8 protein-coding genes are annotated in these 15,177 nt (G+C 69.0%); 6 read left to right on the top strand and 2 right to left on the bottom strand.

Going from position 1 to position 15,177, the window contains the following annotated elements:
* The first annotated feature begins 127 nt into the window (after positions 1 to 127).
* The 5 genes from BN2156_RS22150 to BN2156_RS22130 all read left to right on the top strand — a co-directional run bounded on the left by BN2156_RS22150 (position 128) and on the right by BN2156_RS22130 (position 12,557).
* Entirely contained in the window at positions 128 to 892 is a 765-nt protein-coding gene (locus BN2156_RS22150) for a decaprenylphospho-beta-D-erythro-pentofuranosid-2-ulose 2-reductase (protein WP_090517039.1), read from the top strand.
* Entirely contained in the window at positions 892 to 2,763 is a 1,872-nt protein-coding gene (locus tag BN2156_RS22145) for a galactan 5-O-arabinofuranosyltransferase (protein ID WP_090517038.1), read from the top strand. Before BN2156_RS22150 ends, BN2156_RS22145 begins: the two co-directional genes overlap by 1 nt.
* Entirely contained in the window at positions 2,753 to 6,031 is a 3,279-nt protein-coding gene (locus BN2156_RS22140) for an arabinosyltransferase domain-containing protein (protein WP_407661738.1), read from the top strand. Before BN2156_RS22145 ends, BN2156_RS22140 begins: the two co-directional genes overlap by 11 nt.
* A 68-nt stretch (positions 6,032 to 6,099) precedes the next feature.
* Positions 6,100 to 9,366 (top strand): arabinosyltransferase domain-containing protein, encoded by a 3,267-nt coding sequence (locus BN2156_RS22135; protein ID WP_235625439.1) that lies wholly within the window; start codon positions 6,100 to 6,102, stop codon positions 9,364 to 9,366.
* Positions 9,363 to 12,557, top strand: a complete 3,195-nt coding sequence (locus BN2156_RS22130; protein WP_090517035.1) for an arabinosyltransferase domain-containing protein — start codon at positions 9,363 to 9,365, stop codon at positions 12,555 to 12,557. Before BN2156_RS22135 ends, BN2156_RS22130 begins: the two co-directional genes overlap by 4 nt.
* 97 nt (positions 12,558 to 12,654) lie before the next feature.
* On the opposite strand, the gene BN2156_RS22125 is transcribed toward BN2156_RS22130, so the two are convergent.
* Positions 12,655 to 13,098, bottom strand: a complete 444-nt coding sequence (locus tag BN2156_RS22125; protein ID WP_159402860.1) for an SRPBCC family protein — start codon at positions 13,096 to 13,098, stop codon at positions 12,655 to 12,657.
* 40 nt (positions 13,099 to 13,138) lie between these two features.
* Between BN2156_RS22125 and BN2156_RS22120 the strand changes: the two genes are divergently transcribed.
* Positions 13,139 to 13,747, top strand: a complete 609-nt coding sequence (locus BN2156_RS22120) for a TetR/AcrR family transcriptional regulator (protein ID WP_090517033.1) — start codon at positions 13,139 to 13,141, stop codon at positions 13,745 to 13,747.
* 14 nt (positions 13,748 to 13,761) lie between these two features.
* Here BN2156_RS22120 and BN2156_RS22115 read toward each other — a convergent pair whose 3' ends face one another.
* On the bottom strand, positions 13,762 to 15,174 hold the full coding sequence (locus BN2156_RS22115) for a phytoene desaturase family protein (RefSeq protein WP_090517032.1): 1,413 nt from the start codon (positions 15,172 to 15,174) through the stop codon (positions 13,762 to 13,764).
* Positions 15,175 to 15,177 lie beyond the last annotated feature (3 nt).

Raw genomic sequence — 15,177 nt, 5'->3', positions numbered from 1 at the left:
AAGCTACGTCGTGTAGGAAATGCGGTCAAGACCCGGCGCTCAGATGGCTCCGGATTGCTCGAACTGCCCAGGGGAAACCGCACGGTACCCTCGTCACGATGTCCCCCGAGGCTTGGAGCTGCGCTAGATGGTGTTCGACGCCGTAGGTAACCCCCAGACGATTCTGCTGCTCGGCGGCACTTCAGAGATCGGGCTGGCGATCTGTGAGCGCTATCTGCGCGACGCCTCTGCCCGCATCGTGCTGGCCGCCCTGCCGGGCGATCCGGGCCGCGACGACGCGGTGGCGCAGCTGCGCAATGCCGGGGCCAGTTCGGTGGAGGTCATCGACTTCGACGCGGTGGACACCGCCAGCCACCCCGACGTGATCGACAAGGCGTTCGCCGCCGGCGATGTGGACGTGGCGATTGTCGCGTTCGGCCTGCTCGGCGACGCCGAAGAGCTGTGGCAGAACCAGCGCAAGGCCGTGCAGATCGCCGAAATCAATTACACCGCAGCCGTTTCCGTCGGTGTCCTGGTCGGCGAGAAGATGCGGGCCCAGGGCTACGGCCAGATCATCGCGATGAGCTCGGCCGCCGGTGAGCGGGTGCGCCGGTCCAACTTCGTCTACGGCTCCACCAAGGCCGGACTCGACGGCTTCTACCTCGGCCTCGGCGAGGCACTGCGCGAGTTCGGTGTGCGGGTGCTGGTGATCCGGCCCGGACAGGTGCGCACCCGGATGAGCGCGCACGTCAAGGAAGCCCCGCTGACCGTCGACAAGGAATACGTCGCCGATCTGGCCGTCACCGCGTCGGCCAAGGGCAAGGAACTGGTCTGGGCGCCGGGCGCGTTCCGCTACGTGATGATGGTTCTGCGGCACATCCCGCGGCCCATCTTCCGCAAGCTTCCCATCTGATGCAGGCGCGTCCGGCCAGGGTCATCGGACAGATGGTGATCGCCCTGATGCTCGCCTCGGCGGTGGCCGGGGTGTCGATCGCCGCGATCGCGCAGGTTCAATGGCCGGCCTACAACACCTCCAACCAGCTGCACGCGCTCACCACGGTGGGTCAGGTGGGCGCCCTGGCCGGAATCTTCGCCGCCGGTCTGATCTGGCGCCGGGGCCGGCGCACCCTGGCCCGGCTGGCCGCGCTGATCTTCCTGTCGGCGTTCTCGGTGGTCACCCTCGCGATGCCGCTGGGCGCGACCAAGCTGTACCTGTTCGGCGTCTCGGTCGACCAGCAGTTCCGCACCGAGTACCTGACCCGGCTGGCCGACACCCCCGGCCTGCACGACATGACGTACTTCGGGCTCCCGCCGTACTACCCGGCCGGCTGGTTCTGGATGGGCGGGCGCATCGCCGCGGCGACCGGCACTCCGGCCTGGGAGATGTTCAAACCCTGGTCGATCGTCTCGATCACCATCGCCGTGGCACTCGCATTCGTGTTGTGGGCAACCATGATTCGGTTCGAGTACGCGCTGATCGTCACCACCGCGAGCACCGCCGCGATGCTGGCCTACTCCTCCACCGAGCCGTATGCGGCCATCATCACCGTGCTGCTGCCGCCGGTGTTCGTGCTGGCCTGGTCGGGATTGCGGGGCAAGACACGCAACGGCGGCTGGGCCGCCGTCATCGGCGTCGGGATCTTCCTCGGCTTCGCCGCCCTCTTCTACACGCTGCTGCTGGCCTACTGCGCGTTCACCCTGGCCCTGATGGCGCTGGTGCTGGCCGTCGCCCGCCGCAGCATCGACCCGTTGCTGCGCCTGGCGGTCGTGGCCGTGATCTCCGGGGCCATCGCGCTGATCACCTGGGCCCCGTACCTGCTGGCGTCGTTGCGCGGTGAACCCGCGGAGAAGGGCACCGCCCAGCACTACCTGCCCGACGCCGGCGCCCAGCTGACCTTCCCGATGCTGAGCTTCACCCTGCTCGGCGCGCTGTGCATGTTGGGCACGCTGTGGCTGGTGGTCCGGGCCCGCACCTCGACCCGGGCCGGCGCGCTGGCCATCGCGGTGCTCGCCGTCTACGCCTGGTCACTGCTGTCCATGCTGACCACGCTGGCCGGCACCACCCTGCTGTCCTTCCGGTTGCAGCCCGCCCTGACCGTGCTGCTCACCACCGCCGGCGCGTTCGGGTTCATCGAGACGACGCAGGCGATCGCCCGGCGCTATCAACCGGACACCGCGCGGCGCGTGGTCGCCGCGGCGGCTGCCGTGGGATCGATCGGCGCCATCACGTTCAGCCAGGACATCCCCGACGTGCTGCGCCCCGACATCAACGTGGCCTACACCGACACCGACGGCACCGGGCAGCGGGCCGACCGCCGGGCACCGGGTGCCGAGCGCTACTACCGCGAGATCGATGCCAAGATCGCCGAGGTCACCGGCGTGCCACGGAACCAGACCGTGGTGCTCACCGCGGACTACAGCTTCCTGTCCTACTACCCCTACTACGGGTTCCAGGGACTGACGTCGCACTACGCCAACCCGCTGGCCGAATTCGACAAGCGCGCCAAGGCCATCGAGGGCTGGGCCACGCTGACCAAGGCCGACCAGTTCGTGAAGGCACTCGACGAAATGCCCTGGAAGGCGCCGACCGTGTTCCTGATGCGCCACGGCGCGAACGACACCTACACGCTGCGCCTGGCCTCCGACGTCTACCCCAACCAGCCGAACGTGCGCCGCTACCACGTGGCGCTCGACTCGGCCCTGTTCAAAGATCCACGTTTCGAGGTGACCGACATCGGACCGTTCGTCCTGGCGATCAGAAAGCCAACTCCCGATGGCCATTAATTCCGGCGCAGATGCGCCGATAGCATCAGAGCCCGTGACGGGACCGCAGGGAACCGCCGGCAGCAACCACCGGACGGTGCGGCTCATCGCGATCGTCGCCGGTTTGCTCGGCGTACTGATGGCGGTGGCAACTCCGCTGCTTCCGGTCAAGCAGACGACCGCTCAACTGAACTGGCCGCAGGACGGCACCTGGCAGAGCGTCAACGCGCCACTGATCGGGTACGTCGCCACCGACCTCACCATCACCGTGCCGTGCCAGGCCGCCGCCGGACTGGCCGGCCCTGAGAACCGCGGCCGCACCGTCCTTTTGTCCACGGTGCCCAAGCAGGCACCCAAGGCCATTGACCGCGGCCTGCTGATCGAGCGGGTCAACAACGACGTGCTGGTCATCGTGCGCAACACCCCGGTGGTCAGCGCTCCACTGGACGCGGTGCTCAGCCCGGCCTGCCAGTCCCTCACCTTCACCGCGCACGCCGACAAGGTGACCGGTGAGTTCGTCGGGCTCACCCAGGCCGACGCCGGCGAGAACGCCGACGACCCCACCGCGCCGCTACGCGGCGAGCGCGGCGGCTACGACTTCCGGCCGCAGATCGTCGGCGTCTTCACCGACCTGTCCGGCCCCACCCCCGAGGGCCTGAAGTTCTCGGCCACGATCGACTCGCGCTACAGCAGCGCCCCGACACTGCTCAAGCTGCTGGCCATGATCATCGGCGTCGCGATGACCGTCATCGCCCTGGGCGCGCTCCACCGCCTGGACACCGCCGACGGAGTCCGGCACCGGCGCTTCCTGCCGCCCCGCTGGTGGTCCATGACGCCGTTGGACGGACTGGTCACCGCAGTTCTGGTGTGGTGGCACTTCGTCGGGGCCAACACCTCCGACGACGGCTACATCCTGACCATGGCCCGGGTGTCCGAACACGCCGGCTACATGGCCAACTACTACCGCTGGTTCGGCACCCCCGAGGCACCGTTCGGCTGGTACTACGACCTGCTGGCGCTGTGGGCACATGTGTCCACCAACAGCGTCTGGATGCGGCTACCCACCCTGCTGATGGCGCTCGCCTGCTGGTGGGTGATCAGCCGCGAGGTGCTGCCGCGACTGGGCCGGGCGGTCAAGACCAACCGCGCCGCGGCCTGGACCGCCGCCGGCATGTTCCTGGCGTTCTGGCTGCCGCTCAACAACGGCCTGCGCCCCGAGCCGATCATCGCCCTCGGCATCCTGCTGACCTGGTGCTCGGTGGAACGCGGGGTGGCCACCAACCGCATGCTGCCGGTGGCCATCGCCATCATCATCGGCGCGCTCACCCTGTTCTCCGGACCCACCGGCATCGCTGCCGTCGGCGCCCTGCTGGTCGCCGTGGGACCGCTGAAAACCATTGTGGCCCGCCATACTTCGCGCTTCGGCCATCTGCCACTGCTGGCCCCGATCCTGGCCGCCTGCACGGTGACGATCATCCTGATCTTCCGCGACCAGACCCTGGCCGGCGAACTGCAGGCCAGCACGTTCAAATCCGCCGTCGGCCCCAGCCTGGCCTGGTTCGACGAGCACATCCGCTACTCGCGGTTGTTCACCTCGAGCCCGGACGGCTCGGTGGCGCGGCGCTTCGCGGTGCTGACGCTGCTGGTGGCGCTGGCGGTGTCGGTGGCGATGACGCTGCGCAAGGGCCGCATCCCCGGCACCGCCGCGGGCCCGAGCCGGCGCATCATCGGCATCACGATCATCTCGTTCCTGGCGATGATGTTCACCCCGACCAAGTGGACCCACCACTTCGGTGTGTTCGCCGGCCTGGCCGGATCCCTCGGTGCCCTGGCCGCGGTGGCGGTCACGGCCGCGGCGATGAAGTCGCGGCGCAACCGGTCGATGTTCGCCGCACTCGTGCTGTTCGTCGTGGCGCTGTCGTTCGCGACCGTCAACGGCTGGTGGTACGTCTCCAACTTCGGTGTGCCGTGGTCCAACTCGTTCCCCGAGTTCAAGTTCGGCTTCACCACCATCCTGCTCGGGTTCTCGGTCCTCACCTTGCTGTTGGCGGCCTGGTTCCATTTCAGCGGCCGCGACAAATCCCCGGACGGGCCACAGCGCCGCTGGCAGCGGATCGTGCAGTCACCACTTGCCGTCGCCGCGTGGCTGCTGGTGATGTTCGAGGTGGTGTCGCTGACCTTGGCGATGATCAACCAGTACCCGGCCTGGTCGGTGGGACGCTCCAATCTGGAGGCGCTCACCGGCAAGACCTGCGGGCTGGCCAGCGACGTGATGGTCGAGGAGAACGCGAACGCCGGCCTTCTGTCCCCGATCAGCGAGCCACCCGGGCAGGCGCTCGGCGCGGTCATCGCCCAGGGCTTCGGCCCTAACGGCATCCCGTCGGACGTCTCGGCCGACCCGGTGATGGAACAGCCCGGCGCAGGCAACTTCGCCGACACCGACTCCGGCACCGTGACCGGCAGCGAGGTGGGCACCGAAGGTGGGACCACCGCCGCCGCCGGGGTCAACGGATCTCGGGCCCGGCTGCCCTACGGGCTGGACCCGGCCACCACCCCGGTGCTGGGCAGCTGGCGCGCCGGCACTCAGCAGCCCGCGATCATGCGCTCGGCGTGGTACCGACTGCCCGACCGGGATCAGGCCGGCCCGCTGCTGGTCGTCTCGGCCGCGGGCCGCTTCGATCCCGGCGAGGTCGTGGTGCAGTGGGCCACCGATGCGCAGGCCGCCGAGAACAAGCCCGGCGGCGGCATCGGATTCGCCGACGTGGGCGCCGCCCCGGCCTGGCGCAACCTGCGGGCCCCGATGGCAGCCATTCCCCGCGAAGCCACCCAGATCCGCCTGGTCGCCTCCGACGACGACCTGGCCCCGCAGCACTGGATCGCGGTGACCCCGCCGCGCATCCCGCAGCTGCGCACCCTGCAGGACGTGGTCGGGTCACAGGACCCGGTGCTGCTGGACTGGCTGGTGGGCCTGGCCTTCCCGTGCCAGCGGCCGTTCGGGCACCAGTACGGCGTCACCGAGGTACCCAAGTGGCGGATCCTGCCGGACCGCTTCGGCGCCGAGGCCAACTCCCCGGTGATGGACTACCTGGGCGGCGGCCCGCTGGGCATCTCCGAACTGTTGCTGCGGCCGTCGAGTGTGCCGACCTATCTGCGCGACGACTGGTTCCGGGACTGGGGCTCACTGCAGCGACTGACGCCGTGGTACCCCGACGCCACAACGGCCCGTCTGGACCTGGGCACCGCGATCCGCAGCGGACTGTGGAGCCCGGCACCGCTACGACACAGCTAGGACACAGCTCCTGAGCACGCGGCAGGGCGGACCGGGGCTCACATACGGGTCGCATAACATCGAGCCTCGTGCCTTCCGATGAGCCAACCGAACGTGTTGTGGGCATCGCACGCCTGATCGCCATCGTCGCGGGCATCGCGGGTGTGGTGCTGTGCGCGCTGGTGCCGCTGCTGCCCGTCAAACAGACCACCGCGACCATCCAGTGGCCGCAGGGCACCGACGCGGCGGGGAACGTCACCGCGGTGACGGCCCCGCTGGTGTCGGGTGCCCCACAGTCCCTCGACGTGTCGATCCCGTGCTCGGCGATCGCGACGCTGCCCGCCGAGGGCGGCCTGGTGTTCTCCACCATTCCCTCGGGCGGCATCGACGCCAGCCGCAACGGGCTGTTCGTGCGGGCCAACACCGAAACCGTGGTGGTGGCGTTCCGCGACTCGGTGGCCGCCGTCGCCCCCCGCGCGGCGATCAACGCCGGCGGCTGCAGCGCGCTGCACCTGTGGGCGAACCTCGGCGGGGTCGGCGCGGACTTCGTCGGCATCCCCGGTGCCACCGGCACCGCGGCGGTGGAGAAGAAACCTCAGGTCGCCGGCCTGTTCACCGACATGAAGGTGGCACCGCAACCCGGGTTGAGCGCCCGCGTCGACGTCGACACCCGGTTCATCACCGCACCGACCGCCCTGAAACTGCTCGTGATGGCGCTCGGCGTGGTGTGCGTGGTGGCCTCGATCATCGCGCTGGCCGTGCTCGACCGCCAGGGCAGCCACCGGATCCGCAGCGCCTGGCACCGCTTCATCAAGGTTCCGCTTGCCACCTGGATCGCCGACATCGGAGTCATCGGCGGCCTGCTGCTGTGGCATGTCATCGGCGCCATCTCGTCGGACGACGGGTACAACCTGACCATCGCGCGAGTGTCGGCCGACGCCGGGTACACCGCCAACTACTTCCGCTACTTCGGCGCCACCGAGGCCCCGTTCGACTGGTACCAGTCGGTGCTGGCCCAGTTCGCGGCGATCAGCACGGCCGGGGTCTGGATGCGCCTGCCCGCCACCCTGGCCGGCATCGGCACCTGGCTGCTGCTGAGCCGCTGGGTGCTTCCCCGCCTCGGCCGGCGCGTCGCCCTCAACCGGGTCACCATGTGGACAGCGGGTGCGGTCTTCCTGGCCGCCTGGTTCCCGTTCAACAACGGCCTACGTCCCGAACCGCTGATCGCGTTCGGCGTGCTCGCGGTGTGGGCCCTCGTCGAGAATACGATCGCCACCCACCGGATCTGGCCCACCGCCCTGGCGATCATCGTCGCGGCGTTCAGCGTGACCCTGGCCCCGCAGGGAATCATCGCCGTTGCCCCGCTGCTGGTCGGTGCCCGCAGCGTCATCCGGATCATCAAGTCGCGCCGCCTGGCCCTGCCCGCACTGGCCGCACTCGCCGGCTCGGCCGCGCTGATCTTCGTCGTCGTGTTCCGCGACCAGACCCTGGCCACCGTGGCCGAATCAGCCCGGATCAAGTACACCGTCGGCCCGACCATCTCCTGGTACCAGGAATTCCTGCGCTACTACTTCCTGACCGTGGAAGATTCGGTGGACTCGTCACTCACTCGACGCTTCGCGGTGCTGGCCATGATGCTGTGCCTGTTCGGCATGATCGCCCTGCTGCTGCGCAAGGGTCACGTGCCCGGCATCGCCAGCGGCCCCGTCTGGCGACTGCTCGGCACCACCGCGATCGGCCTGCTCCTGCTGCACTTCACCCCGACCAAATGGGCCGTACAGTTCGGTGCCTTCGCCGGGTTGGCCGCCGCACTCGGCGCACTGACCGCGTTCGCCTTCGCCCTCGTGGGCCTGCACAGCCGACGCAACCTGGCCCTCTACGTCACCGCACTGCTGTTCGTGCTCGCCTGGGCCACCTCGGGCATCAACGGCTGGTTCTACGTCGGCAACTACGGCGTGCCCTGGTTCGACCGCCAACCCGTGATCGCCGGCTATCCGGTGACCACCATGTTCCTGGCCCTGGCGATCATCACCGCAGTGCTGGCCGGCTGGCTGCACTTCCGCATCGACTACGCCGGGCACACCGAGGTGGCCAACACCCGGCGCAACCGGGTCCTGGCCTCGACGCCGCTGCTCGTGGTCGCGGTCATCATGGTGCTGCTCGAAGTCGGGTCGATGACCAAGGGCTTCGTCCAGCGCTACCCCGTCTACAGCACCGCCAAGGCCAACCTGTCGGCGCTGACCTCGGGCCTGTCCTCGAACAGCTGCGCCATGGCCGACGACGTTCTGGTCGAGGCCGACACCAACGCGGGCATGCTGCAGCCGGTACCCGGCCAGACCTACGGCGAGTACGGCCCGCTGGGCGGCGAGAACCCCGTCGGCTTCACCCCCAACGGAATCAGCGACACCCTCGAACCGCCGAAGCCCGTCGTCGCCAACCCCGGCACGGTCAACTCCGACGGCTCGCCCAACAAGCCCAACGTCGGCATCGCCTACGCCGCGGGCACCGGTGGCGGCTACGGACCCGTCGGCGTCAACGGCTCCCGCGTGTACCTGCCGTTCGGCCTCGACCCGGCCCGTACCCCGGTGATGGGCAGCTACAAGGAGAACACCGTCGCCGCCAAGGCCACCTCGGCCTGGTACCAACTGCCGCCCCGCACCGCGGACCGGCCGCTGGTGACCGTCGCCGCCGCCGGCGCCATCTGGTACTACGACGAAGAGCACGAGTTCCACTACGGCCAGTCCCTGAAACTGCAGTGGGGCGTGCACCGTCCCGACGGCAGCTTCCAGGCCCTCGACGCCGTGCAGCCGATCGACGTGTTCGCCCAATACGCCTGGCGCAACCTGCGTTTCCCGCTGGCCTGGGCACCGCCGGAGGCCAACGTGGCGCGGATCGTCGCCGACGATCCGAACCTGTCCGAGGACCAGTGGTTCGGCTTCACCCCGCCGCGGGTGCCGACCCTGAAGACCGCAAGTGAGTTCCTCGGCTCGCAGACCCCGGTGCTGATGGACATCGCGACCGCCGCGAATTTCCCCTGCCAGCGCCCGTTCTCCGAACGCCTCGGCGTGGCCGAGCTGCCGGAATACCGCATCCTTCCCAACGTCAAGCAAGTGGTGGTGTCGTCGAACATGTGGCAGTCCGCCCAAAAGGGTGGTCCCTTCCTCTTCATCCAGGCGCTGCTGCGCACGTCGACCATTCCGACGTATCTGCGTGACGACTGGTACCGAGACTGGGGCTCGATCGAGAAATACGACCCGGTGGTACCGGCCGGGCAGGCGCCCGTGGCCAACATCGATCAAGGAACTCAGCGAGTGTTCGGCTTCAGCCGGCCCGGACCGATCCGGGCCCTGCCATGAGCGTGACCCTGCGCGAACACAGCGCTGACAAGAACGTTCAGCTGACCCGCTGGGTCGCGATGATCGCCGGCCTGATCGGCTTCCTGTGCGCGGTGGCCACACCGCTGCTGCCGGTGGTGCAGACCACCGCCACGCTGAACTGGCCCCAGGGCGGCCAGCTGAACAACGTCACCGCACCGCTGATCACCCAGACCCCGGTCACCATGTCGGTGACGGTGCCGTGTGACCTGATCCGCTCGATGCCGCCCGAGGGCGGCATGGTGCTGGGTACCGCGCCCAAGGAGGGCAGGCAGGCCGCGCTCAACGCGTTGTTCGTCAACGTCAACAGCAAGCGCGTCGACATCACCGACCGCAACGTGGTGATCGCCAGCGTCCCGCGCGAGAAGGCCGCAGGCTGCTCACACGTCGAGATCACCTCGTCGGATGCGGGCACCTTCGCCACGTTCGTCGGGCTCACCGGAACCGACGGCAAGGAGCTGCGCACCGGCTTCGCCGACCCGAACCTGCGTCCCCAGATCGTCGGTGTCTTCACCGAGCTGAGCGGGCCTGCCCCGCAAGGCCTTTCCCTCTCGGCCACGATCGACACCCGGTTCACCTCCAAGCCCACCGGCCTCAAACTGGCGGCGATGCTGCTCGGGATCGCCGCCACCGTGGTCGCGGTGCTGGCGCTCTGGCGGCTGGACCGCCTCGACGGCCGGCGGATGCACCACCTGATCCCGTCACGCTGGCGTACGTTCAGCGCCGTCGATGTGGTGGTGGTCGGCGGATTCCTGCTGTGGCACATCATCGGCGCGAACTCGTCCGACGACGGCTATCAGCTCCAGATGGCGCGGGTGGCCGACCACGCCGGCTACATGTCCAACTACTTCCGCTGGTTCGGCAGCCCCGAAGACCCCTTCGGCTGGTACTACAACCTGCTGGCCCTGATGACCCATGTCAGCGACGCCAGCATCTGGATGCGGCTACCCGACCTGCTATGCGGAATCGTGTGCTGGCTGTTGCTGTCTCGCGAGGTGCTGCCCCGGCTCGGGCCCGCGGTGATCGCGTCCAGGCCCGCACTGTGGGCGGCGGGCATGGTGCTGCTGGCGGCCTGGATGCCGTTCAACAACGGACTGCGCCCCGAAGGCCAGATCGCCACCGGCGCACTGATCACCTACGTGCTCATCGAGCGGGCCATCATCTCCGGCCGGCTCACCCCCGCCGCCATGGCGATCATCTCGGCGGCCTTCACCCTCGGCATCCAGCCGACCGGCCTGATCGCCGTCGCCGCACTGGTGGCCGGTGGCCGTCCGCTGCTGCGCATCCTGGTGCGCCGCCGCCGCGTTCTCGGCGTGTGGCCGCTGGTGTTGCCGCTGCTCGCGGCGGGCACAGTGATCCTGACCGTGGTGTTCGCCGACCAGACATTGGCAACGGTGATGGAAGCCACCAGAATTCGCACCGCGATCGGGCCCGCACAGGAGTGGTACACCGAGAACCTGCGCTACTACTACCTGATCCTGCCGACCGTGGACGGCTCGCTGTCGCGCCGGTTCGGCTTCATGATCACCGCGCTGAGCCTGTTCGCCTCATTGTTCATCATGTTGCGGCGCAAGCGGGTTCCCGGTGTGGCCCGCGGACCGGTATGGCGCCTGATGGGCATCATCTTCGCCACGATCTTCTTTCTGCAGTTCGCTCCGACCAAGTGGGTCCACCACTTCGGCCTGTTCGCCGCGGTGGGTGCCGCGATGGCCGCGGTGGTGACGGTGCTGGCCGGGCCGGCGGTGCTGCGCTCGGCGCGCAACCGCATGGCCTTCACGTCTGCGGTGCTGTTCGTGCTCGCGCTGTGCTTCGCCAGCACCAACGGCTGGTGGTACGTGTCCAGCTACGGCGTGCCGTTCAACAACGACAAGCCCAACATCGGCGGAATCACCGTGAGCGCCATCTTCTTCGCGCTGTTCGCCATCACCGCCCTGTGGGCGTTCTGGCTGCACCTGCGGCCATCGGCCGAGGGCCGGTTGGTGCGGGCGCTGACCACCGCACCGGTGCCGCTCGCGGCCGGGTTCATGGTGGTGGTGTTCGTCGGTTCGATGCTCTACGGCGTGGTGCGTCAGGACGGCACCTACTCCAATGCATCGTCGAACCTGCGCGCGTTCGCCGGCGGCTGCGGTCTGGCCGACGACGTGCTGGTCGAACCGGACACCAACGACGGGTTCCTCACCCCGGTACCGGGCGAGTACGGCCCACTGGGGCCGCTGGGCGGCACCGCGCCGACCGGGTTCACCCCCAACGGTGTGCCCGACCATATCGTCGCCGAAGCGATCCGGATCACCGTGCCGATGCCCGGCATCGACGCAGACTGGAATGCTGACGCCAAGCTGGACACCCCGGGCATCAACGGCTCGACGGTGCCGCTGCCCTACGGGCTGGACCCGGCCCGGGTCCCGCTGGCCGGCAGCTACGCCGCAGGCCCTGCCCAGCAGGTGAGCAAGCTCGCCTCGGCCTGGTACCAACTGCCCGCGCCTGACGCCGCCCACCCGCTGGTGGTCGTCACCGCGGCCGGAACCATCACCGGCAACAGCATCTTCAACGGCCGCACCGAAGGCCAGACGGTCGAGCTGGAGTACGGCCGGCCCGGGCCCGACGGCGCTGCCGTGCCGGCCGGACGGGTGGTGCCGTATGACCTCGGGCCGATCCCGTCATGGCGCAACCTGCGCTTCGACCGCAGCGAGATTCCCGCCGACGCCACGTTCGTCCGGGTCATCGCCGACGACCTGTCGCTGAGCCCCGGAGACTGGATCGCGGTCACCCCGCCCCGGGTCCCCGAGGTCAAGACCGTGCAGGAGTACGTCGGATCACAGCAGCCGGTGCTGATGGACTGGGCCGTGGGCATGGCATTCCCGTGCCAGCAGCCGATGCTGCACGCCAACGGTGTCACCGAGGTGCCGAAGTTCCGGATCACCCCGGACTACAACGCCAAGATGAAGGACACCGACACTTGGGAGGACGGCATCAACGGCGGCCTGCTGGGCATCAGTGACCTGCTGCTGCGCCAGCATGTGATGGCCACCTATCTGAACAAGGACTGGGGCCGCGACTGGGGTTCGCTGCGCAGGTTCGACACCATCGTCGATGCGGTTCCGGCGGAGGTCGAGCTCGGCACAGCGACGCATTCCGGGCTTTACAAGCCGGGGCGGATCCGCATCAAGCCGTAGCCGTTGCCCTGGCCTCTGCACCGCGAGCGTGCGCGTCTGCTGCCCGACACACCGTTGACGGGCAACAGTTTGCGCACGCTCGTGGCCGTCAGGCGGGCTATCCGTGCCGCTCGGCCGCACTGACAAGCTTGCGCGACAGCGTCCCGAGCACCACCCGCAGGACGAGCCAATAGCCCAACCCGACCACCCGCCAACGGGTCTCGTAACTACCGCGCCACGTCACCTGCGTGGCGTCGGCATCCGCGGTGAACGACACCTCGGCCTGATAGTCGCGGATCGGGCCGTCCGTCAGCATGGTGTAGCCGTGCCTGCGGCCCGGTTCATGGATGGTGGTCATCTCCCGGGTCGGCCTCTGGCGCACGCCCACGGCCCGGATCGCCCCGACCCCGCCGTCGTCAGCCGGGCCCCGCGTCTCCCACGCCGAGTAGGCGATCAGGGGTTTGGCCCACTCGGACCAGCGGGACCCGTCGGACACGATGGCGAACAGGGTTGCGGGCGATGCGGTGCTCCGGCGGCGGACGACGCATTCATAGCGGTTCACGGTTCGCGACTTTAACAGAACAGTGTTCTATTATCGCGGAATGCCGGAATCCGCCCCACCGTTCACCCGCGCACGCAGTCAGGCACAGCGTCAGGACCGGTTGTCCCGGTTGCTGACCGCGACGCGTGAGTGTTTGACACAGACCCCGGCCGCGACATTGACGTTGGGTCATGTCGCCGCTGCCGCCGGGCTGGCCAAGTCGGGCATCCTGCGCTACGTCGGCTCACGCGAGGCACTGCTGCTGCGGGTGATGTACGAGGAGCACCTGGCCTGGATCGACGCCCTGGCCGAGGAACTACGCACCACCCCTCCGGCGGCCGCACTGGCCCACACCCTGGCCGCGCGCCCGGTGCTGTGCGATCTCATCGCGGCCTCACCCGTACTCATCGGCCGGCTCGGGCCCGATGACCACGACGCGCTAGTGGCGCAGGGCCAGGATGCGCAGTGGCGACTCGGTTCCGCTCTGCGACAGTCACTTCCGATGTCCGATGCGCAGGTGGCATCGTTGACCGCGGCGGTCCACGCATTCACCGGGACGACCTGGGCCTGGACGGCGCCAGAGGCTGGTGGACACAACGCCATGGTGACCGATTTCGAATCCACCGTGGGCGGGCTGCTCCAGATCTTCATCGCAGGCCTGAAACCCTGAGGCCCGAGCGGAATTCAACGACTCCGCAGATGCGCGAGCGCACGGGTCGCGGCATTGGCGCCGCACATGCCATGGGCACCCGGCCCCGGCGGGGTAGCCGCCGAGCAGATGTACATCCCCGGGATCCCGACGTCGTAGGGCACCAGGGTGGGTCGTGGCCCGAACACCAACTGCCGGATGTCCTTGGCGCCCGTGCAGATATCTCCGCCGACGTAGTTCAGGTTGTACAGCGGCATCTCGGTGGTCGAGCGCACTGCCGTGCCGACGATCCGGGCGGCGAAGCCCGGCGCGAACCGCTCGAACTGCGCGATGACGGCCTCGGTGGCGTCACCGGTGTATCCGTGCGGCACATGGGCATACGCGTAGATCGGATTGATCTCCCCGGCCGAGCGGCCCGGGTCGGCCAGGTACTGCTGACCCACCAGAACGAACGGGCGGCGTGGCATGCGTCCGGCATGAATCTCGCGTTCGGTGGTCGCGATCTCGTCGAAGTCACCACCCAGATGCACCGTCCCGGCCCGACCCACGAGCGGATTGGTCCATGGCACCGGGCCGCGCACCGCGAAGTCGACCTTGAATGCGCCTGGGCCGTAACGGAACCGACGGAAACCCCGGGCGGCCCGCCGCGGCAGCCGGTTACCCAGGATGTCGGCGACGGCGGTCGGTGACAGGTCGAACATCGTGATATCGGCCGGCGGCAACTGGGAGGCCGTGGTGATCCGTGTCCCGGTGTGTACCTTGCCGCCCAAGCCGGCCAGCACCGAAGCCAGCGCATCGGTGATCGCCTGAGACCCGCCTTCGGCGACAGGCCATCCGTGCCGGTGCCCCGCCGTCAGGATGCCCAACCCGATCGCCGAGGTCATCGGATAGTGCAGCGGCCGGAAGGTATGCGCGGCAACACCTCCGAACAACGCACGGGCGGCCGGCGTGCGGAAGAGCCGGGCCAGCACCGAGGCCGGCAGCACCGTGGGTGCACCGAACCGGGCCAGCGCCAACGGATGTGCGGGAACCCGCAGCAACGGGCCCATGATGTCCTGCGAGAGCGCGTCGAAACGGGCCGACGGGCCGCCGAACAGAGCGCGCCAGCGGCCGCCGTCGGCGCCCAGCCCGTCCGCCGTCTCCTCGACGCTGCGGTACAGCAGGCCGGCGGTGCCGTCATCGAGCGGGTGGGCACAGTCGATTTCCGGCCAGCGCCAACGCAATCCGTGCCGCTCGAGATCCAGGCCGGTCAGAAACGCCGACCCCACCGCCATCGGATGGATCGCCGCGCAATGGTCCACCACGACGCCGTCGACGGTTCCCGAGCGCACACCGCCACCGATCTCGTCGGCGGCTTCGAGCACGGTGACCTCATGGCCGGCCCGGGCCAGCACGATGGCGGCCGCAAGCCCGTTGGGCCCACCCCCCACGACGACAGCGGTGCTCATAGC

Source organism: Mycolicibacterium neworleansense, assembly GCF_001245615.1.
Classification (GTDB): domain Bacteria; phylum Actinomycetota; class Actinomycetes; order Mycobacteriales; family Mycobacteriaceae; genus Mycobacterium; species Mycobacterium neworleansense.
Note: the sequence above shows the minus strand (reverse complement) of the source record. Positions and strands in the feature narration are given on the sequence as shown.

Bases quoted from the DNA above. Each gene is read 5' to 3' on its own strand.
- BN2156_RS22140 (WP_407661738.1), top strand. From the start codon at position 2,753: ATGGCCATTAATTCCGGCGCAGATGCGCCGATAGCATCAGAGCCCGTG.
- BN2156_RS22120 (WP_090517033.1), top strand. From the start codon at position 13,139: ATGCCGGAATCCGCCCCACCGTTCACCCGCGCACGCAGTCAGGCACAG.
- BN2156_RS22145 (WP_090517038.1), top strand. From the start codon at position 892: ATGCAGGCGCGTCCGGCCAGGGTCATCGGACAGATGGTGATCGCCCTG.
- BN2156_RS22150 (WP_090517039.1), top strand. From the start codon at position 128: ATGGTGTTCGACGCCGTAGGTAACCCCCAGACGATTCTGCTGCTCGGC.
- BN2156_RS22115 (WP_090517032.1), bottom strand. From the start codon at position 15,174: ATGAGCACCGCTGTCGTCGTGGGGGGTGGGCCCAACGGGCTTGCGGCC.
- BN2156_RS22130 (WP_090517035.1), top strand. From the start codon at position 9,363: ATGAGCGTGACCCTGCGCGAACACAGCGCTGACAAGAACGTTCAGCTG.